Annotated in this window: 20 protein-coding genes; 3 read left to right on the top strand and 17 right to left on the bottom strand. The window is 73.5% G+C overall.

All coding sequences use genetic code 11. From position 1 onward, the window contains the following. Positions 1–5 precede the first annotated feature (5 nt). From ACI8AP_RS10395 to sodN, 5 genes are all read right to left on the bottom strand, one after another. A complete protein-coding gene (locus ACI8AP_RS10395; RefSeq protein ID WP_456589264.1) occupies positions 6–488 on the bottom strand; it encodes an N-acetyltransferase family protein in 483 nt (160 codons plus the stop codon). Continuing rightward, entirely contained in the window at positions 485–1,312 is an 828-nt protein-coding gene (gene pssA / locus ACI8AP_RS10390) for a CDP-diacylglycerol--serine O-phosphatidyltransferase (RefSeq protein ID WP_456589263.1), read from the bottom strand. Before pssA ends, ACI8AP_RS10395 begins: the two co-directional genes overlap by 4 nt. A 10-nt stretch (positions 1,313–1,322) precedes the next feature. Further along, on the bottom strand, positions 1,323–1,979 hold the full coding sequence (locus ACI8AP_RS10385; RefSeq protein ID WP_456589262.1) for a phosphatidylserine decarboxylase: 657 nt from the start codon (positions 1,977–1,979) through the stop codon (positions 1,323–1,325). A 49-nt stretch (positions 1,980–2,028) separates the two neighbouring features. Continuing rightward, positions 2,029–3,276: a PP2C family protein-serine/threonine phosphatase gene (locus ACI8AP_RS10380; protein WP_456589261.1), complete on the bottom strand. Its 1,248-nt coding sequence runs from the start codon at positions 3,274–3,276 to the stop codon at positions 2,029–2,031. Positions 3,277–3,388: 112 nt separating this feature from the next. Continuing rightward, entirely contained in the window at positions 3,389–3,793 is a 405-nt protein-coding gene (sodN, locus tag ACI8AP_RS10375; protein WP_456589260.1) for a superoxide dismutase, Ni, read from the bottom strand. A 51-nt stretch (positions 3,794–3,844) separates the two neighbouring features. Between sodN and ACI8AP_RS10370 the strand changes: the two genes are divergently transcribed. Continuing rightward, the gene (locus ACI8AP_RS10370; protein WP_456589259.1) at positions 3,845–4,243 is read left to right on the top strand and encodes a S26 family signal peptidase; all 399 of its coding nucleotides are present in this window, start codon (positions 3,845–3,847) and stop codon (positions 4,241–4,243) included. On the opposite strand, the gene ACI8AP_RS10365 is transcribed toward ACI8AP_RS10370, so the two are convergent. After that, entirely contained in the window at positions 4,229–4,831 is a 603-nt protein-coding gene (locus ACI8AP_RS10365) for a dTDP-4-dehydrorhamnose 3,5-epimerase family protein (protein WP_456589258.1), read from the bottom strand. The two genes, ACI8AP_RS10370 and ACI8AP_RS10365, sit on opposite strands and share 15 nt — an antisense overlap. A gap of 53 nt (positions 4,832–4,884) precedes the next feature. On the opposite strand from ACI8AP_RS10365, the gene ACI8AP_RS10360 reads away from it, so the two are divergent. Then, on the top strand, positions 4,885–6,081 hold the full coding sequence (locus ACI8AP_RS10360; protein WP_456589257.1) for an NAD(P)-dependent malic enzyme: 1,197 nt from the start codon (positions 4,885–4,887) through the stop codon (positions 6,079–6,081). 67 nt (positions 6,082–6,148) lie between these two features. On the opposite strand, the gene ACI8AP_RS10355 is transcribed toward ACI8AP_RS10360, so the two are convergent. From ACI8AP_RS10355 to ACI8AP_RS10345, 3 genes are read right to left on the bottom strand one after another with little or no spacing between them, the layout of a single operon-like run. Then, a complete protein-coding gene (locus ACI8AP_RS10355; RefSeq protein WP_456589256.1) occupies positions 6,149–7,576 on the bottom strand; it encodes a pyridoxal phosphate-dependent decarboxylase family protein in 1,428 nt (475 codons plus the stop codon). Further along, positions 7,573–8,916 carry an MFS transporter gene (locus ACI8AP_RS10350; RefSeq protein WP_456589255.1) on the bottom strand — a complete coding sequence of 448 codons (1,344 nt, stop codon included), beginning with the start codon at positions 8,914–8,916 and terminating at the stop codon, positions 7,573–7,575. The genes ACI8AP_RS10355 and ACI8AP_RS10350 overlap by 4 nt, the downstream gene beginning before the upstream one ends. Before the next feature lie 20 nt (positions 8,917–8,936). Continuing rightward, positions 8,937–10,124 carry an RtcB family protein gene (locus ACI8AP_RS10345; RefSeq protein WP_456589254.1) on the bottom strand — a complete coding sequence of 396 codons (1,188 nt, stop codon included), beginning with the start codon at positions 10,122–10,124 and terminating at the stop codon, positions 8,937–8,939. Positions 10,125–10,200: 76 nt separating this feature from the next. On the opposite strand from ACI8AP_RS10345, the gene ACI8AP_RS10340 reads away from it, so the two are divergent. Further along, positions 10,201–10,497 (top strand): hypothetical protein, encoded by a 297-nt coding sequence (locus ACI8AP_RS10340; RefSeq protein ID WP_456589253.1) that lies wholly within the window; start codon positions 10,201–10,203, stop codon positions 10,495–10,497. An 84-nt stretch (positions 10,498–10,581) separates the two neighbouring features. On the opposite strand, the gene ACI8AP_RS10335 is transcribed toward ACI8AP_RS10340, so the two are convergent. The 8 genes from ACI8AP_RS10335 to ACI8AP_RS10300 form a co-directional block, all read right to left on the bottom strand. Next, the gene (locus ACI8AP_RS10335) at positions 10,582–10,839 is read right to left on the bottom strand and encodes a hypothetical protein (protein WP_456589252.1); all 258 of its coding nucleotides are present in this window, start codon (positions 10,837–10,839) and stop codon (positions 10,582–10,584) included. Between the two features lie 219 nt (positions 10,840–11,058). Next, a complete protein-coding gene (locus ACI8AP_RS10330; protein WP_456589251.1) occupies positions 11,059–11,760 on the bottom strand; it encodes a metal-dependent hydrolase in 702 nt (233 codons plus the stop codon). Positions 11,761–11,822: 62 nt separating this feature from the next. Further along, on the bottom strand, positions 11,823–12,566 hold the full coding sequence (locus tag ACI8AP_RS10325; RefSeq protein ID WP_456589250.1) for an AAA family ATPase: 744 nt from the start codon (positions 12,564–12,566) through the stop codon (positions 11,823–11,825). After that, positions 12,563–12,751, bottom strand: a complete 189-nt coding sequence (locus tag ACI8AP_RS10320; RefSeq protein ID WP_456589249.1) for a DUF6104 family protein — start codon at positions 12,749–12,751, stop codon at positions 12,563–12,565. Before ACI8AP_RS10320 ends, ACI8AP_RS10325 begins: the two co-directional genes overlap by 4 nt. Positions 12,752–12,833: 82 nt before the next feature. Then, positions 12,834–16,625: a multifunctional oxoglutarate decarboxylase/oxoglutarate dehydrogenase thiamine pyrophosphate-binding subunit/dihydrolipoyllysine-residue succinyltransferase subunit gene (locus tag ACI8AP_RS10315; protein WP_456589248.1), complete on the bottom strand. Its 3,792-nt coding sequence runs from the start codon at positions 16,623–16,625 to the stop codon at positions 12,834–12,836. Positions 16,626–16,764: 139 nt separating this feature from the next. Then, positions 16,765–17,574, bottom strand: coding sequence for an ankyrin repeat domain-containing protein (locus tag ACI8AP_RS10310; RefSeq protein ID WP_456589247.1), 810 nt, complete (start codon positions 17,572–17,574; stop codon positions 16,765–16,767). Positions 17,575–17,643: 69 nt separating this feature from the next. Continuing rightward, positions 17,644–18,408, bottom strand: coding sequence for an ABC transporter permease (locus ACI8AP_RS10305; RefSeq protein ID WP_456589246.1), 765 nt, complete (start codon positions 18,406–18,408; stop codon positions 17,644–17,646). Further along, positions 18,405–19,334 (bottom strand): ABC transporter ATP-binding protein, encoded by a 930-nt coding sequence (locus ACI8AP_RS10300; protein WP_456589245.1) that lies wholly within the window; start codon positions 19,332–19,334, stop codon positions 18,405–18,407. The genes ACI8AP_RS10305 and ACI8AP_RS10300 overlap by 4 nt, the downstream gene beginning before the upstream one ends. Between the last annotated feature and the right edge of the window lie 127 nt (positions 19,335–19,461).

Raw genomic sequence — 19,461 nt, 5'->3', positions numbered from 1 at the left:
CGCGGTCAGGTTCGGTCGTCGGAGGCGAACGACGCGAGCGCGTCGTCGGTCAGGCGGAACACCGTCCACTCGTCCATGGGGACGGCGCCGGCCGCCCGGTAGAACTCGATCGACGGGGTGTTCCAGTCCAGCACCGACCACTCCAGCCGGGAGTAGCCGCGCTCGACGCAGACCTCCGCGAGCGTGCGGAGCAGCTCCTTGCCCAGGCCGGTGCCCCGGTGCCGCGGCTGGACGTAGAGGTCCTCGAGGTAGATGCCGTGGGTGCCGCGCCAGGTGGAGAAGTTGAGGAACCACAGGGCCATGCCCACGACCTGACCGTCGCGCACGGCCACGTGACCGAAGAGGGCCGGGGACTCGCCGAACAGGCAGTCGGTGAGCTGCTCCTCGGTCAGCCGGACCTCGGAGAGGGCCCGCTCGTACTCGGCGAGCTCGCGCACCAGGCCGACAACGGCGGGGACGTCGGCGGGCCGGATCGGCCGCACGCTCACGACAGGGCCTCCTTCAGCCGTCCGGGCACCAGCCGGCCCAGCGGGGAGAGCACCGGGACGAGCACCGGGGCGAGCAGGTAGCCGTAGGCCAGCAGGCACCCGGTGACGACGGGGAACAGCGCGAAACCGATCACCAGCAGCACAGCCGTGGCGACCAGCCCGTAGGGGCGACCGCTCTTGGGGCTGACCAGCGAGCGGAAGGACCGGAACCGGATGTTGGTCACCATCAGCACGGCCGGGACCGCGACCACCAGCAGCACCCAGAGCCGGTCGCGGCCCTGCATGTCGTCGCCGAACGCGAACACCGACGCGAGCACGACACCGGCCGCACCGGGGCTGGGCATGCCGATGAAGTACCGCTTGTCCGCCGTCGGGTCGATGGTGGTGTTGAAGCGGGCGAGCCGGATGGCCGCGCACGCCACCCAGAGGAAGCAGACCACCCAGCCCACCGGGTCCCACTCGTCGCGGCCCTCGGAGAACAGCGTGAACGCCAGCAGCGCCGGTGCCAGGCCGAAGGAGACCAGGTCGGCCAGCGAGTCGAACTGCAGGCCGAAGGGCGTCACCGCGCCCACCAGCCGGGCGACGGCGCCGTCGGTGATGTCGAACAGCACCGAGAGCCCGATCAGGACGGCGGCGAGGGTGTACTGACCGCGGATGGAGACCAGGATCGCGCCGAAGCCGCACAGCATGTTGCCGAGGGTGAACAGGCTGGGCAGCGTGGCCAGCGCGCGGCGCCGGCTTCCCCGCACGGAACCGCGGACGAACTCGACGGTGGCCGTGCGACGGGTCTGCGGACGGCGCTCACCGGACGCGGAGCTGGGCACGCCGATGCCCTCAGCCGGCCGAGGGCCAGCGGGCGATGACGGTCTCGCCGCCGCGCACGCGCTGCCCCTTGGTCACGGTGAGGGTGCACTCGCGCGGCACGAAGACGTCCATGCGGGAGCCGAACTTCATCAGCCCCATGCGTTCCCCCGTCGCCAGCGTGCGGCCCGGCCCGGTGCGGGTGACGATCCGGCGCGCCAGCACCCCGACGATCTGGCGGAAGACGACCGTGCGGTCGCCGTCCCGGAGCCGCAGCTCGCTGCGCTCGTTGCGGTGCGCCGATTCCTTGCGGTAGGCCGCCAGGAAGCTGCCCCTGCGGTAGGAGCTCTCCACGACCTCGCCGCGGTAGGGGGAGCGGTTCACGTGCACGTCGACCACCGACAGGAAGACGCTGATCTGCTGCCAGCCGCCCTCGGGGGCGTCGTCGGGCGCCACCCCTTCCTGGGGCTCGCCGGCGACCATGACCACGCCGTCGGCGGGGGAGAGGACGTCGTCCGGATCGGCCGGCACGGTGTCGCACCGCCGGTCGGGATCCCGGAAGAACAGGGCCATGTAGGCCGAGAGGGCCAGGAACGGCCAGACGGCCCACCGGCGTCCGGCCACGCCGAGGCCGGCCGCGGGAAGGAGGGGTCCGGTGATGAAAGGCCACCCGGCCCGGTCGATGCGCATCGTCCTCAGACCGTACCGGCCCCGGCCCGGGATGGTCCGGACGCCGGGTTCAGGCAGGGGGCGAGGTGATGTCAGGGTCGGCCCCCTGCTCGGTGGTGCGCGACCGGGGCGGCCCGCCGTACCAGTCGAGGCAGATCATCGTGGCGTCGTCGCGGAGGTCCCCGCCGGTCTCCTTGAGCACGGCCCGGCCGAGGGCGCGGACCACCTCACGCGGGTGAAGGTCGGCCGTGTCGGCGAGAGCCCTGGCGACGTCCAGGTCGACGGCGTTGCGCTCCTGCATGCCGTCGGTCAGGAAGACGATCCGGTCCCCGGGCTCGAGCGGGAAGGGCTGGACGCCGAAGGACTTGCCGGGCACGACGCCGAACGGCGGTTCGACCCGTAGTTCGATCTCCTCCACCCGGCCGTCGCGCAGCCGCAGTGGGAGGACGTGCCCGGCGTTGACGACGGTCGCGGTGCCGGCGTGCAGGTCCACCTCCACCAGCTGCCCGGTGACGAACTGCCCGGCGTCCGCGTTCTCCGCCAGGGAGTCGTTGGCGTACCTGGCCTGTTCGGCGAGGTCGAGGCCGCGGCGTCGGCCGTTGCGCAGGGCGCCGACCAGGAGTGTGGCCAGCAGGGCTGCCGAGACCTGGTGGCCGACGGCGTCGGTGATCGACAGCTGGAGGCGGTCGCGGTCGAGCGTGTAGTCGAAGGTGTCCCCACCGACCGAGCTGGCCGGCTCCAACCAGCCGGCGAGGGTGAACTGGCCGGCCTCGCACGTGTAGGACGCCGGCAGCAGTCGGCGCTGGATCTCCGCCGCCAGCGCGAACGGCGTCGTGCGCTGGCCCCACTCGAAGACGTCGGTGTGCCTGCGGGCGGCGATGACGACGTAGGCGAGCGCGTGCGCCGCGTTGCGGACGTCGGCCATCTCCTTCTGGGAGGGGTATCGGGCCAGCTCTATCTCGATCACGCCGATCGCGTCGCCCCGGTCGGTGACCGGCACGACCATCACCGCCCCGCCGGCGGACTCCCGGACGTCGGCCTCCTGCGTCCGCAGGACCTGCTCGTAGACCGTGCCGTCCAGCGGCAGCGTCTCGGCCTGCTCGGCCCCGCGCTCGCGCGCGCCCTCGACGGGCACGGCGGATGTCAGCCGGACGACGGCCCGGCCGGTGAAATCGGCGATCAGCAGGGTCACCCTGCGGGCCTCGACCATTGCGCCCAGGGCGTCCGTCACGGCCTCCACCGCCTCGATGGGCGGCGCGGCCTCGACCTTCTCCAGGAGGGCCCCGACGTCGATCACGAAGTCCTCCGAATCACGCATGGGCAAACCCTAGGCGCAGGCCCGGCGCCGCCAGGCCCGAAGGGCTGCACGAGACGTGGCTGCCGGGCCGCCCACGTGGGCGGCCCGGCAGCCGAGGGGTCCTGCGGGAGGCTCAGGCAGCGGCCTTGGTCTCCCAGAAGATCTTGTCGATCTCCGCGATGTAGTCGAGCAGCTTCTGGCCCTCGGCGGGGTCCATGCTGCCCTTGCCGCCGGCCGCACCTGCCTGCTTCGTGGCCTTGTTGAACAGCTCGTGCAGGTGCGGGTACTTCTCGAAGTGCGGCGGCTTGAAGTAGTCGGTCCACAGCACCCACAGGTGGTGCTTGACCAGGTCGGCCCGCTGCTCCTTGATCATGATCGCGCGGGTCCGGTAGACCGGGTCCTCGTTGCTCTGGTACTTCTCCTGGATGGCCTTGACCGATTCCGCCTCGATGCGGGCCTGGGCCGGGTCGTACACGCCGCAGGGGAGGTCGCAGTGCGCGGTGGCCTCCACGGCGGAGAACATGCGGAACAGACGCATGAGAGGTGCCTCCGGGTTCGTGGGGTTGGATCTTCTGCGACCCTACCCCCGGTGATCAGCGCGAACACGTCGGGCGGTCGCGGTCCGGAGGGCGTTCCCGGGCTGCCGGCGCGCTGGGTGCTGGCCCGGGTGGCCGGCCCGTCGATGTCACCCACCGTCCGGCACGGGGACCGGCTGGTCGTGCGGCGGCTGCCCGTCGGGTGGCCGGTCCGCCCCGGTGACGTCGTGCTGGCCCGCTTCCCGGCCCGACCGGAGCTGCTGGTGGTCAAGCGGGTGCGCCGCGCCGTCGACGGCGGGTGCTGGGTCGAGGGGGACAACCCGTTCCTGACCGACGACAGCCGTTCCTTCGGTGTCGCCGTCGCCGTCGGCCGCGTCGTGGGCCGGCTCTGGCCGCGCCCCGGCCGGCTCCCGGACGCCCCTCCGCCGGGTCCGCTCTCAGACCTCGCGTAGCTGGGCGTACCGCGCGGCGCACTCGGCCATGGTCGGCAGCAACCCCTGCTCGCGCGCCTCGGCGAGGGTGGGCGCGTTCCGGTCCTTGGCCGACAGCTGGAGATCGAGGCCCGACGGCCAGGGCAGGTCCAAGTCGGGGTCCAGGGGGGAGATGCCGAACTCCCGGCCCGGGTCGTAGGCGGAGGAGACCAGGTAGGTGACCGAGCTGCGGTCGGCGAGGGCGACGAACGCGTGGCCCAGCCCCTCGGCCAGGTAGACCGCGCGCGGCTGCTCGCTGTCCAGCAGCACCGCGTCGTGCACGCCGAAGGTGGGGGAGTCGACGCGCACGTCGACGACGACGTCGAGCACCCGGCCGGAGGGGCAGTAGACGTACTTGGCCTGACCGGGGGGCACCAGGGCGAAGTGCACGCCGCGCAGGGCGCCCGCGCTGGAGACGCTGTGGTTGGCCTGCGCCAGGGTCAGCGGGTGTCCCACTGTCTGGGACAGCAGGTCGGCGCGATACCACTCGGTGAAACTGCCCCGCGTGTCCCCGTGCGGCGTCAGATCGATGACGTAACTGTCGGGCACGGCGAGCTCGCTGATCTCCACGTGCGCACCGTAGCGACAGGGCGGCCTCCGGCCGTGGTTACGCTGCTGTGCCCATGAGCGGAAATCCGGCCTCCGGGGACCACGTCGGCACCGACCGCTTCGCCGCCGATCCGGCGTTCGCGGTGCACGAGGGCGGGAAGCTCTCCGTGTCCTCCACCCGCTCGATCGGCTCCATCGCCGACCTCGCCCTCACGTACACGCCGGGCGTCGCCCGGGTGTCCAGCGCGATCGCCGCCGAGCCGGAGCTGGCCCGCCGGTTCACCTGGGCGCCCCGTGTCGTCGCGGTGGTCTCCGACGGCACCGCCGTCCTCGGGCTCGGCGACATCGGCCCGGCCGCGTCCCTGCCGGTGATGGAGGGCAAGGCCTGCCTGTTCAGCGAGTTCGCCGGTCTCTCCTCGGTGCCGATCGTCCTCTCCACGACCGACGTCGACGAGATCGTCGAGACGGTCGCCGCCATCGCGCCGTCGTTCGGCGGGATCAACCTCGAGGACATCAGCGCCCCCCGCTGCTTCGAGATCGAGGCCCGGCTGCGCGAGCGCCTGGACATCCCCGTCATGCACGACGACCAGCACGGCACGGCGATCGTCGTGCTCGCCGCGCTGCGCAACGCCGCGGCGGTGGTCGGCCGGGAACTGGGGGACCTGCGGGTCGTCGTCTCGGGCGCCGGCGCCGCCGGCGTCGCCTGCACCAAGATCCTGCTCGAGGCGGGGGTGGGAGAGATCGCCGTGGCCGACTCGCGCGGCGTCCTGCACCTCGGCCGCGACGGGCTGACCGGCACCAAGCGGTGGCTCGCCGAGAACACCAACCCGTCGGGGTTCGCCGGCTCCATGGTCTCGGCGCTGCGCGGGGCCGACGTCTACCTGGGGGTCTCCGGGGGCTCGGTCCCCGAGGAGGCGATCGCGTCGATGGCGGAGAACTGCATCGTGTTCTCCCTGGCCAACCCGACGCCCGAGGTGGATCCGCAGATGGCCGCCAAGTACGCCGCCGTCGTCGCCACCGGCCGCAGCGACCTGCCGAACCAGATCAACAACGTGCTCGCCTTCCCGGGGGTCTTCCGCGGCGCGATCGACGCCGGCGCGACCAGCATCACCGAGGAGATGAAGCTCGCGGCCGCCACGGCCATCGCCGGCGTCGTCGGTGCCGACCTGCGGCCCGACTACATCGTGCCCAGCCCGCTGGACCGCCGGGTGGCGACCGCCGTCGCCGAGGCCGTGGCGGCCTGTGCGCGCGACCAGGGCGTCACCCGCTGATGGAGGACCTCGTCCTCCCCGCCCTTCGCACGCTCAGGGCGGGCCCCGGGACGGGGCCGGAAGGACATCAGGGCCGGTAGACCCGGCCGAGGACGCCGGCCAGCAGCCGCTCGGCGACCGGTCGGGGCAGCGCCGCGACCAGGGCGTGCACCGGGGCCATGCGCTCGGGGAGCGAGCCGCCGGAGATCCCGGCCAGCTCGAGCAACGCCTCCACCTCGGCCACGGTCAGCGCCGCGGGGTCGATCGTGGCGGCCGCCGCCACCAGCTCGGGATCGGGCACGGGGCGGGGGAGCGCGGCGGCCGCCCGTGCCGCGTCGCGGAGATCGGCCAGCAGGGCCGTCACCCGGTCGGCGGTGGCCGCCGTGACGGTGAGGTGCAGGGTGGCCGGGAGGTCCCCATCGTCCTGGGTGAAGGGCGGCTGCGGCTGCAGCAGCCAGCCGCGGGCGGTCATCTCGTCGGCGAGGTTGAGGACGTCCACGCCGTCCGGGCCGTCCGCGGCCAGCGCCACGAGCGTGGTGGCGGGGCGCCCGACCACGCGCACCCCGGGGATGTCGCCCACGCCCTCGACCAGGGCGCACGTGGCCCGGCGCGCGCGGGCGGCGAGCTCCCGGTAGCCGTCGTCGCCCAGCCACCGGTGCACCGCCCAGGCGGCCGCCATGGCCCCGGCCGGGCGGGTGCCGGCCAGGGTCGGGTTGACCACCGGGTAGCCCGGCCAGCCGGCGGTGGTGAACCAGTGCGCGTGCCGGAGCTCGGGGGTGGCGGTCAGCAGGACCGAGACGCCCTTGGGCGCGTAGCCGTACTTGTGCAGGTCCACCGACAGCGACGTCACCCCCGGTACCGACAGGTCGAAGGGCTCCGGGACGTCGTCCAGGAAGGGCAGCACCCAGCCGCCGATGCAGGCGTCCACGTGGCAGGGCACCCCGGCGCCGGCCGCGAGCCCGGCGATCTCCCCCACGGGGTCGAGCACTCCGTGCGGGTAGGACGGCGCGCTGACGACCGCCAGCACGGTGCGCTCGTCCAGCTGCCGCACCACCGCCGACGGGTCGGCGCGGCAGGTCTCCGCGTCGACGGGGATGTCGACGACCTCCACCCCGAACAGGTGCGCGGCCTTGCGGAAGGCCGCGTGGGCGGTGACCGGCAGGAGCAGCCGGGGCCGTCCGGCCCCGCCCCGCGCCCGCCACTGCTCGCGCGCGGCGAGGACGGCGAGCTCGCAGCTCTCGGTGCCGCCGCTGGTCAGCGTCCCCACGGCATCAGGCCCGCCGCCGAGCAGTCCGAGCGCGGCGCCGACCAGGTCGTTCTCGATGCGGGCCACGCTGGGGAAGGCGGTCGGGTCCAGCGCGTTCGTCCACTGGAACGCCGCCTGGGCGGCCGCCGCCAGCTCCTCGACCTCGGCCCGGCCGGAGTCGTAGACGTAGGCCATGGTGGCGCCCCCGTGGGTGGGCACGTCGCCGGCCTGCAACGCGGTGAGCTCGGCGAGCACGTCCTGCGGGTTCACGCGGGGACCTCCTGGGCGGTCGCGGGGGTGAGGCGGTAGCGGGCGAGCACGGGCAGGCTGGCCAGGACGAGCACGGCGGGCAGCACGCTGAAGCCGAGCCGGACGGCGGTGAGCGCGGTCGAGGACTGGGTCACCGTCTCCCCACCGGTGGAGGAGACGTAGCCGGCCAGCGCGAGCAGTCCGCCGAGCAGCCCCGGGCCGATCGCGAGCCCGAGGGTCTCGGCCGCCGTCCAGACCCCGGTGAACACGCCGGCCCGTCGCCGGCCGGACGCCGCCTCGTCGGCGGCGATGACGTCGGGCAGCATGGCGAGCGGGAACATCTGCATGCCGGCGTAGCCGATCCCCACGAGGACGACGAGGGCCAGCACCAGCCCGGTCCCGCCCGCGTCGCCCACCGCCAGGCCCGCCGCCGCGGCCGCGAAGAGAGTGGCCGAGGAGAGCAGCCCGGCGCGCTTGCCCACGGTGCGGCTGACCCGCAGCCACAGCGGCATGACGAGGATCGCCGGGCCCACCAGCGCGGCGAACAGCAGCGATCCGGCGGCCGGGTCGCCGAGGACCTGGCGCGAGTAGTACGGCACCCCGGCCAGCATCACGCCGATCCCCAGCGCCTGGACGACGAACCCGGTGAGCAGCACCCGGAACGGCCGGGACCGCCACGCCAGCGCCAGCGCGGCGCCCAGCCGCTCCTCGCTGCGCACCTGGGTGAGCGTCGGCGCCCGCCGGGTCCCGGCGACCGCGCCCAGCATGCCGACCGCCAGCAGCACGGCCACGAAGACCGCCATCGCCAGGTGACCGCCGCGCCCGCCGCCGGCCAGGTCGACGACGGCGGGCGCCCCGGCGCCGGCGAGCAGGATGCCGACGGCGAGCGCCGCCACGCGCCACGACATCAGGGTGGCCCGCTCACCCGGGTCGTCGGTGATCTCCGCCGGCTGGGCGACGTAGGGCACCTGGAACAGCCCGTAGGCGGTGGCCGCCAGCAGGAAGGTCACCGCGACCCAGGTGGCGGCCACCCAGGGCGGGGCGCCGGGGCCGGCGAACACGAGCACGAACAGCGGGGGCAGGGTGACCCCGCCGGCCAGCATCCACGGCCGGCGGGGCCCCCAGCCGCTCACCGTGCGGTCCGACCGGCTGCCGATCCACGGGTTGAGCCAGACGTCCCACGCCTTGGGCAGGAACACCACCAGACCCGCGACCCCGGCGGCCACGCCCAGCACGTCGGTCAGGTAGTACAGGAGCAGCAGCCCCGGCACCGTGCCGAACGCCGCCGTCCCGATCGAGCCCAGCGCGTACCCGAGGTGGACGCCCCGGTCGAGCCGGGGACCAGGTGAGACGGCCGTCACAAGTGCTGCACGGTAGCGGCTCAGTCGCCCTTCACGTTCACCAGCTGGCGCAGCGTGTGGCGCACCTCCACCAGGTCGGCCGCGTCGGCCATGACGACGTCCACGTCCTTGTAGGCGGCGGGGATCTCGTCGAGGAACGCGTCGCTGTGCCGCCACTCGATGCCGCGCATCGACTCCTCCAGCTGGGCCCGGGTGAACGTCTTGCGCGCCTTCGTGCGCGAGAACACCCGGCCGGCGCCGTGCGGCGAGCTGTTCAGCGACTCCGGGTTGCCCAGGCCGGTGACGACGTAGCTCGCCGTCCCCATCGAGCCGGGGATGAGCCCCGCCTGCCCCTTCTCCGCCTGGATCGCGCCCTTCCGCGACACCCACAGCTGCTCGCCGAAGTGCTTCTCGTGCTGGCTGAAGTTGTGGTGGCAGTTGATCCGCTCGAGCTCCGGCGTGCTGTCGGCCCGCATGTGCCGGGCCAGGCAGTCGGCGACCCGGTCCATCATCTCCTCGCGGTTGAGCAGCGCGAAGTGCTGCGCCCAGCGCAGCTCGGCGACGTACCGGTCGAACTCCGGAGTGCCCTCGTCGAGCCAGGCGAGGTCGCGGTCGGGCAGGTCCAGGCCGTCCCGCCGGGCCCGCTCCTGGGCGATCGCGATGTGCTTCTGGGCGATCTTGTTGCCCACTCCGCGGCTGCCCGAGTGCAGGAACAGCCAGACGCGGTCGCGCTCGTCGGCGGTCACCTCGATGAAGTGGTTGCCGGAACCGAGGCTGCCCAGCTGCATCGCCCAGTTCGGCGCCGTCGTCGTGACCGAGGCCAGCACGCGGTCGCCGAGCTCCTCGGCCTTCGCCTCCAGCTCCTCCACCCGCCGCCGGGCGGTCGCGGTGAGCTTCTTGTTGTACCGGCCCGCCGACAGCGGGACCGCCCGCTCGATGTCCCCGCGCAGCGGCGCCAGGGGGCCACGTGCCCGCACCTCGTCCACCGACCAGGGTGTGCGGACGGCGATCATGCCGCAGCCGATGTCGACGCCGACCGCCGCCGGGATGATCGCCGCGCGCGTCGGCAGCACCGACCCCACGGTCGCGCCCTTGCCGAGGTGCGCGTCGGGCATGAGCGCCACGTGGGGGTCGACGATGTCGAGGGAGGCGGTGCGCTCGGCCTGCCGGCGGGTCTCGTCGTCGAGGATGCTCGCCCAGTTCAGGAGCTTGTCGGACAGTCTTTCCACCCCTGGAGTCTGCGGGTCCCGGCCGATCACGGCGAGCGGTTTGTCCCAGGGGCCGATCGTGGGTACCGAACCGCGCATGGGAGCCAGCAGGGCGGCCGTCGCCGCCTCGGGTCAGTGGGTCGATCCCGACGACGGGATCCGGTACCCCGCCGGGGAGGTGCACGCCTGGGAACGCGGGCGCAACGAGACCTCCTGCGGGCTGTCGCTGCACCGCTCGCGGCTCACCCGCTTCCCGCACGTCGGCTGGCCGGACGTGCAGCCGGAGTCGGGCCGGCACGCCGAGGAGGTGCAGGAGGTCTGCCGCCGCTGCCGGGCCGCCCAGGGAGCCCGGCGGGACGACCGAGGGTGGACGCGCACCAACCCCCGCCCGTGAGCTGTGCCCAGCCGGTGCCGAGTTCGACAGCATGGTGTGCTGCGCCGTCCGCACGCCCTGACCCCCGCTGACAGCGTCGCCAGGTCAACGTGAGCGCTTGGCGGCCCTGCGTTCGGCCTTGCGTTCGGCTTTGCGTTCGGCCTTGAGTCGGGCCTTCCGTGCGCGGGCCTCGACGGCCTGGCGGGTGGTGCGGCCGTCCCTGCGGCCGAGCAACCAGCCCAGCAGCCGCGCGAGGGCCAGGTCGGGTCCGGCGTGGTTGCCCGGGGTGCCCTGGGACTGCTCGCCGAGGAAGTTCGGGTCCGGGGCGTGCCAGGGGTCGTGGCGGGGATCGGGACGAGGCATCGCGGACCTCCGGGTGTGGTGACGTCGACGGTGGGGCGCCAGTCGCTGCCCGGGGCGCCCGGCTCGGCGGGGAGCTGCGGAGTGTTCCCGCAGATGGCGAGGTGCTCGGCCTCGGCGAGCGCGCAGCCGGCGGACGGCTCCGGTGCCGGCGTCCGGCGCCGGTCCGGCCCGATGGCCCCGCTCGGACCTCCGCACACCTGGCGCACCGTGCTGCCGAACTCAGCCGGCGGTGAGCAGTCGGTCGACGGCCAGGTGCAGCTCGGTGTTCGTGTAGGCGAGCACGACGGTGGCGACGACGAACAGCGGCACCAGGGCCACCCGCTCCACGGTCGCGCCGGTGCGGATGGGGGAGAGCGCGAGCCGCTTGCGCTTCCCCAGCCAGAGCAGCGGCACCGGCACCCCGGCGGTGGTGATCGCGTCGCCGGCGATGTGGGTGAGCACACCGGCCGCGACCGCCCAGGGCAGCCAGGACGGGGAGGTGGTGTGGTCCAGCAGCAGCCAGGCGCCGCCCCACGACAGCACCAGGTTGCCCAGGATCGTGGTCTCGGTGCGACCGGGGATGACGAAGTGCAGGGCGCGCAGCGCCAGCCCGATGGCCAGCGCGAGCAGCAGCAGGCTGGACCAGAACGCGCCGGAGGCCGCCATGGCCAGCGCTCCGAAGGCGATCGGGGCGAGGACGGCGTCGTGGGTGCCCCAGCGGTGCCCGCCGGACAGCGCCCCGATCGCGCCCGCGGGCACGTCGGTGACCGGGCCCCACATGTCCGAGACGGTGGAGTTGCGGTGGTCGAGGTCGGGCAGCATCGCGAAGCCGCCGACGGCGGCGACCCAGGCCGCCTGGCCGACCGCTCCCTGCACGGGGGCCCACGGCAGGGTGGCGGCGCCTGCGGCCAGGCCGGAGAGCGCGTGGGAGTGACCGAGCACGTGCCCAGCGTGCCGCCGCGCCGAGCCGCGGCCGGGCAGGCGCTGCGGCGTGTCCCCGTCGATCAGTCGTCGAGCAGGTGGCGCAGCAGCCGCTCGGGCGCGGCGAAGAAGGTCTGCCAGTCGCGCACCAGGTCCAGCTCGGCCCACGGGCGCTCGGCGAACCCCGTCTCGTCCAGCTCGTAGACGCGGGCGCCCGGGAGCGCGGCCAGCACGGGGGAGTGGGTGGCCAGCAGCACCTGGGATCCGGTGCCGGCGACGCCGTGCAGCAGCGCCATCAGCCGGAGCGACGACCGGAACGACAGCGCCGACTCCGGCTCGTCGAGCACCCACAGCCCGCGCTCGAGGGTCCGGGACTCGAGGAAGGCCAGGAAGCCCTCGCCGTGGGAGCGCGCGTTGAGCGGCACGCCGTCGAAGGCGCGGGTGGCCGGGGAGGCGTCCATCCCGGCGAAGTGGTCGTGCATGGCCTCCGCCCGGAGCCAGACGCCTCCCTGCGGCCGTGGGCGCTGGCCGTCGAGCAGCAGGTCACGGTGCAGCTCCGAGTCGTCCACGGCCGGGGCCAACGGCCCCCAGTGCTTCACCTGCGCGGTGAGCGACGCGCCCCACGCACGGGCGACCGCCTCCAGCAGCGTGGACTTGCCGCTGCCGTTCTCCCCGACGACCACCGTCAGCGGAGCGAGCTCCATCCCGCCGGAGCGCAGCTGGGCGACGCCCGGCAGGTCCCAGAACCAGGCGTCGGGATCGGCGACGTCGGCCCGGACACGCACCCGCGACAGCGGGAGATCCGCGCCCGCGGCGGGGCCGGTCACTCGTCGAGGTCGTCGTCGTCCGTGCCGCCGCGGGCCAGCCAGGTGGCCAGCCGCTCCACGGGCACCTCGAAGTCGGGGTGCTGGTCGACGAACGCCTGCATCTGGTCGGCCAGCCAGGCCAGGGTCACCTGCTCCTCGCCGCGCCGTCCGGCCAGCTCCTCGAGGCCCCGATCGGTGAAGTACATGCCCCAGAACCTACGACGCCCGGTCCCCGAGCGGATCGGGGACCGGGCGTCGCACGGTCCGGTGCCGGCTCAGCCGGCCAGGTCAGCCGGCGAAGGCCTCGGCGACCAGCTTGCGCTGCTCGACCTCGTGCACCTTCGCCGAGCCGACCGCCGGGCTGGCCGACGCCCGGCGGCTGACCCGACGCAGCTTCCGCCCCTCCGGCAGCTCCTCGGGCAGGTTGACGGCCATGAACTGCCAGGCGCCCATGTTCGCCGGCTCCTCCTGCACCCACACCACGTCGGTGGCGTTCGGGTAGCGCTCCAGCTCGGTGCGGATCTGCTCGGCCGGCAGCGGGTACAGCTGCTCGACCCGCACGATCGCGGTGTCGGCGCGGCCGTCGGACTCCCGCTGTGCCATGAGGTCGTAGGCGACCTTGCCGCTGCAGAGGAGCACGCGCTTCACCGCGCCGGCGTCCAGGGCCTCCCCACCGACCCCCGTGTCGGGCAGCACCGGGCGGAAGTTCTGCTCGGTGAAGTCCGCGACCGGGCTGACCGCCGCCTTCGCCCGCAGCAGCGACTTCGGCGTGAAGACGACCAGCGGCCGGTGCACGTCCGACAGCGCCTGACGGCGGAGCAGGTGGAAGTAGTTGCCGGGGGTCGTGCAGTTGGCGACGGTCATGTTGTTCTCCGCCGACAGCTGCAGGAACCGCTCGATGCGGCCGCTGGAGTGGTCGGGACCCTGACCCTCCATGCCGTGCGGCAGCAGCAGGACGACGCCGGAGCGCTGGCCCCACTTGGCCTCGCCGGAGCTGATGAACTCGTCGATGACCATCTGGGCGCCGTCGACGAAGTCGCCGAACTGGGCCTCCCAGAGCACCAGTGCCTTGGTGTTGGCCACCGAGTAGCCGTACTCGAAGCCGAGCGCCGCGTACTCGCTCAGCAGCGAGTCGTAGACGAAGAACTTCGCCTGGTCCTCGGTCAGGTTGGCCAGGGGGGTGTACTCCGCGCCGTTCTCCCGGTCGATGAGCACCGAGTGGCGCTGCACGAAGGTGCCGCGGCGGGAGTCCTGCCCGGCCAGCCGGACGGGCACGCCCTCCATCAGCAGCGAGCCGAACGCCAGCAACTCGCCCATGGCCCAGTCGATGCCGCCCTCGCTGGCCATCGCGGCCCGCTTCTCCAGCATCTTCTGCAGCTTCGGGTGCGGCGTGAAGTCCGGCGGGAAGGAGACGTGCGCGTCACCGATGGTCTTGAGGACCTCCTGCGTGACGGCCGTCTGCACCGTGGACTCCTGCGGCGTGCGCGGGTCCATCACCGGCTCGGGCTTGGAGGAGTCCTGCGCGTCGTGGGTCTCGGCGAAGGCGCGCTCCAGCTGGCCGCGGTAGTCCTTGAGGGCCTCCTCGGCCTCCTCGAGCGTGATGTCGCCGCGACCGACCAGCGCCTCGGTGTAGAGCTTCCGGACCGAGCGCTTGCGGTCGATGATGTCGTACATCTGCGGCTGGGTCATCGAGGGGTCGTCACCCTCGTTGTGCCCGCGCCGGCGGTAGCAGACGAGGTCGATGACGACGTCCTTCTTGAACTGCTGCCGGTACTCGACCGCCAGCCGGGCCACCCGCACGCAGGCCTCGGGGTCGTCCCCGTTCACGTGGAAGATCGGGGCGTTGACCATCCGCGCGACGTCGGTCGAGTAGAGCGTCGAGCGCGCCGAGCCGGGGCTGGTGGTGAAGCCGACCTGGTTGTTGATGACGACGTGCACGGTGCCGCCGGTGCGGTAGCCGCGGAGCTGGGAGAGGTTCAGCGTCTCCTGGACCACGCCCTGGCCGGCGAACGCGGAGTCGCCGTGCAGCAGCAGCGGCAGGACCGTGAAGCCCTGCTCGCCCTTGTCGATCATGTCCTGCTTCGCGCGGACGATGCCCTCGAGGACGGGGTTGACCGTCTCCAGGTGGGACGGGTTGCTGGCCAGCGAGACGGCGATCTCGGCGTCGGTGCGGAACGGGTTGCGGAACGTCCCGGTGGCGCCGAGGTGGTACTTCACGTCGCCGGAGCCCTGGACCGTGCCCGGGTCGATGTTGCCCTCGAACTCACCGAAGATCTTGGCGTAGCTCTTGCCGAGCACGTTGGCCAGGACGTTGAGGCGGCCGCGGTGGGCCATGCCGATCGCGACCTCGTCGAGCCCGTGGTCGGTGCCGGCGATGAGCACCTCGTCGAGGATCGGGATGACCGACTCCCCGCCCTCCAGGCTGAACCGCTTCTGCCCGACGTACTTCGTCTGCAGGAAGGTTTCGAACGCCTCGGCGGCGTTCAGCCGGCCGAGCACGTGCTTCTGCTTCTCGCGGTCGGGCTGCTCGTGCTTGATCTCGATCCGCTGCTGGAGCCACTCGCGCTCCTCGGGATCGGTGATGTGCATGTACTCCACGCCGACCGTGCGGCAGTAGGAGTTGCGCAGCACGCCGAGGATGTCCCGCAGCGGCATGAGCCGCTCACCGGCGAAACCGCCGACCGGGAACGTCCGGTCCAGGTCCCACAGGGTGAGACCGTGCTGGAGGATGTCGAGGTCGGGGTGGGTGCGGACCTTGAACTCGAGCGGGTCGGTGTCGGCCATGAGGTGGCCGTTGCGCCGGTAGGACTCGATGACCTCGATGACCCGGGCTTCCTTGTCGATCTGCCCCTCGCGCGTGACCCGCACGTCCGGCATCCAGCGCACCGGCTCGTAGGGGATCCGCAGCGAGCGGAAGACCTCGTCGTAGAAGCCGTCCTCACCCAGCAGCAGCGAGTGCAGCTTGCGCAGGAAGTCGCCGGACTCCGCGCCCTGGATGATCCGGTGGTCGTAGGTCGAGGTGAGCGTGATGATCTTCGAGACGCCCATGTCCGTGAGCACCTCGGGGCTCATCCCCTGGAACTCGGCGGGGTACTCCATGGCCCCCACGCCGATGATCGCGCCCTGCCCGGCGGTCAGCCGCGGCACCGAGTGGTTGGTGCCGATCGTGCCCGGGTTGGTCAGGCTGATCGTGGTGCCGGAGAAGTCCTCCATCGTCAGCTTGTTGTTCCGGGCGCGCCGGATGATGTCCTCGTAGGCGGCCCAGAAGGCGGCGAAGTCCATCTCCTCGGCGGCCTTGATCGACGCCACCACCAGGGACCGCGAGCCGTCGGGCTTGGGCAGGTCGATGGCGAGCCCGAAGTTGACGTGCTCGGGCGCCACCAGCACCGGCTTGCCGTCGACCTCGGCGAAGGCGCTGTTCATGTTCGGGAACGCGTCGAGCGCCCGGATCAGCGCGTAGCCGATCAGGTGCGTGAAGGAGACCTTGCCCCCGCGTGCGCGGGCCAGGTGGTTGTTGATGACGATGCGGTTGTCGACCAGCAGCTTCGCCGGGACCGCGCGCACGCTCGTCGCCGTCGGCACGGTCAGCGAGGCGTTCATGTTCTTGACCACCGCGGCGGCAGCGCCGCGCAGCGGGGACTGCTTGCCGTCGCCGGCCGACGGCTTGGGCGCCGGCTTGGCGGCGGGAGCGGCCTTCTCCGCGGGGGCGGCCTTCTGCGCGGGGGCGGCGGGCTTCGGGTTGCTCTTCTGCACGGGTGCGCTCCCGGTCGGCTCGGACCCGGCGGCCGGGCGCTGGACGTCCGGCGCTGCCGCGCCGGCGGGCTCCGGCGCCGCGCTGGGCGCCGGAGCGGACTGCGGCGGGGACGCCGGTGCGGGGGCGCCCTTGGCGGGCGGCGCCTGCTCGCGGTCACCGCCACCGACGGGGCTGCCCGGCCGGTAGTCGGCGAAGAACTCGTGCCACGCCTGATCGACGCTGGACGGGTCGGCGAGGAACTGCTGGTACATCTCCTCGACCAGCCACTCGTTGGTGCCGAAACCGGCGACCGGGGACGAGGTGGACGACGGGCGGGATGAGTTCACGCTTGACACGGGGTCGAGTGCCTTCTTCGTCTTGGGGCTGCGTCTGAGGGGCGTCGCTGGACCGGGTGTCGAGTCTACGCCCGTGCCGGGTCGCCGACCCGGCACGGAGCGGGAACCGCGCGCCCGTCCCGCATGGTGGTCAGTGCGTCGCGCCGTGGGCCACGAGCAGTTCGACCAGGGCGTCGTTGCCGCTGGCCTCGTGCTCGTCGGCCCGCCGGTGCCGGGCCGCCGCCACGCGGCTGATGTCCAGCGCGCTGGCACCGTCGTGGGTGGTGGCGTTGACGTCGGCTCCCGCGTCCAGCAGCAGCCGGACGATCTCGGGCACGTCCCCCGTGGCGCCCGCCGCGACCGCCGCGTGCAGCGGCGTGCGGCCGGTGTCGGGATCCCGGCGGTCGACGTCCGCGCCGGCGTCCAGGAGGAGGCGCACCAGCTCCGCGCTGCGGCCGGTGGCGGCCGCGTGCAGCGCGCCGCCATCGGGGTCGGCGCCGCGTGCCAGCAGCAGCCGGGCGGTGCCGGCGGCGCCGCCGAACGCGGCCCACGCGAGCAGGTCGACCCCCGTGGCCGGGTCGGTCAGCGCCGCGCCGCCGTCGAGCTCGGCGGTGAGCCGGTCGACGTCGTCGAGGTAGGCCGCGCTGGGGGCGTCGACCACCGCGCCCAGCTCCACCAGCACCGGGACCAGCCCGGGCGCGTGCTCGAGCGCCAGGTGCAGCGGCGTGCGGTGCTGGTCGGTGCGGGCCGAGAGGTCGGCGCCCGCCCCGGCCAGCACGCGGACGACGTCGACCCGGTCGCAGGCGACCGCCAGGTGCAGCGGGGTCCAGCCGTCCTGGCCGTCGCGCTCGACGGTGCCCTGGACCAGCTGAGGCGACTCGGCGACCGCCGTCCGGACGGCATCTGTCTCCCCGTCGGCGATCAGCCGGCCGAGTCGTTGGACCGTCATGCGAGTGGTCACGCGTTCTCCGTTCTGCGTTCGGGGCTGCTGTTCGACCGGAGCAGGGGTCGTAGGCCTGCCGCTGGCGCCTCAGGCGATGTCGCGGCGGACCGCCAGGAAGGTGCCCAGGAACGCCGCCAGGAGACCGTAACCGAGCAGCAGGAGGCCGCCCTGCCACGGCGTCAGCAACTCGGGTGCCTCGAAGTCGGACGTGAGGGCCTGCACCGCCCCGCCGGGCAGCCACTTGTAGGCCGCCTGGATGGCCCCGACGGAGGCCACGATCGGCTCCACGACGTAGAGGTAGACCAGCGCACCGACGATCGCGCCGACCTGGTTGCGCAGCAGCGCGCCGACCCCGACGCCGATCACGGTGAACAGGACCAGCACCAGACCCGACAGGGCGATGGTGCGCAGGTTGTCCCCGGCCAGGGACGGCGTGGCCCCGCGGGCACCCGCGTAGACGACCGCGACCAGGACGTTGACCGCCAGGACCACCAGCGCGAACGGGAGGGCGACGAGCGCGTACGCGAGCAGCTTCGCGCCGACCACCCGGCCGCGGTGCGGGGTCGTCAGGAAGGTGGGGGTCGCGGTGCGGTGCCGGTACTCCTGGGTCATCCCGATGATGCCGAGGATGAGCAGCAGCACGCTGGCGTTGGAGCCGACGGAGAAGATCAGCTCCTCGTAGGCGGGGGTGCCGACCGCCGGCAGTCCCGGCTGGCCCTGCTGCTCCACGCCGGCCAGGGCGGTGAACAGTGCCGTGAAACCGCCGGCCAGGACGCAGGCGCCGATCAGCAGCCCGATCCACACCCGGGTGGTGAAGAGCTTGGTCCACTCGGCGCGGACGAGGTCGGTCATCGGGAGACCTCCGGGGACGTGGCGCCGGCGGCGTACTGCTCCTGGCCGGCCGTGAGCTGGAAGTAGATCTCCTCGAGGCCGCTGGTGCGGGAGCGCAGCTCGTGCAGCTCCACCCCGGCGGCGAAGGCGCGGGCGCCGACCTCGGCGGTGGTCCGGCCGGAGACGGTCAGGGAGTCGCCGTCGAGGGTGACCGGCATGCCCGCGGCGCGCAGCGACTCGGCCAGCCGCGCGATCTCCGGGCTGCGCACCAGCACCGTGCCGCCGCTCTCGGCGCCGGAGCGGAGCTGCTCCATCGAGGCCTCGCGGACCAGCCGGCCGGCGCCGACGATGACGACGCGATCGGCGGTCTGCTCGACCTCGGCGAGGAGGTGGCTGGAGACCAGCACGGTGCGGCCCTGCTCGTGCGCGAGGTGGCGGAGGAAGCCGCGCAGCCACTGGATCCCCTCGGGGTCCAGCCCGTTGGCGGGCTCGTCGAGCACGAGGACGGCGGGGTCGCCCAGCAGCGCCGTCGCCAGACCGAGCCGCTGGCGCATGCCGAGGGAGTAGCCGCCCGCCCGGCGGCCGCCGGCGTCGGCCAGGCCGACCTGGGCCAGCACCGCGTCCGCGCGCTGCAGCGGCAGCCCGGCGGCGCGGCAGTAGACGCGCAGGTGGTTGCGGCCGGAGCGGGCGGGGTGGAACGCCGTCTCCAGGACCGCCCCGACGGTGCGGATCGGCTCCCGCAGGCCCGCGTACGGGGTGCCGTTGAACGTGGCGGTGCCCGCGTCGGGCTGCACGAGCCCGAGCAGCATGCGCAGCGTCGTGGTCTTCCCCGCGCCGTTGGGGCCGAGGAACCCGGTGACGGTGCCCGGCTCGACGGTGAACCCGAGATCGCTCACCGCCCGGACGGCGCCGAAGGACTTGGTGAGCCCCTGGACCTCGACCCGCACGGGGCCGGTCGTGGGGGCGGGGGCGGTGGAAATGTCGCTCTCCTCGTCTGCTGGCCCGTGTTCCCCACCCATCCAAGCGCACGCGGGTGACCTTCCGGGAGCCCGTGGGTGCACGTTCCCCGCCACG

The organism is Blastococcus sp. SYSU DS1021, from assembly GCF_054050995.1.
This window is presented reverse-complemented; position numbering and strand designations above follow the sequence as displayed.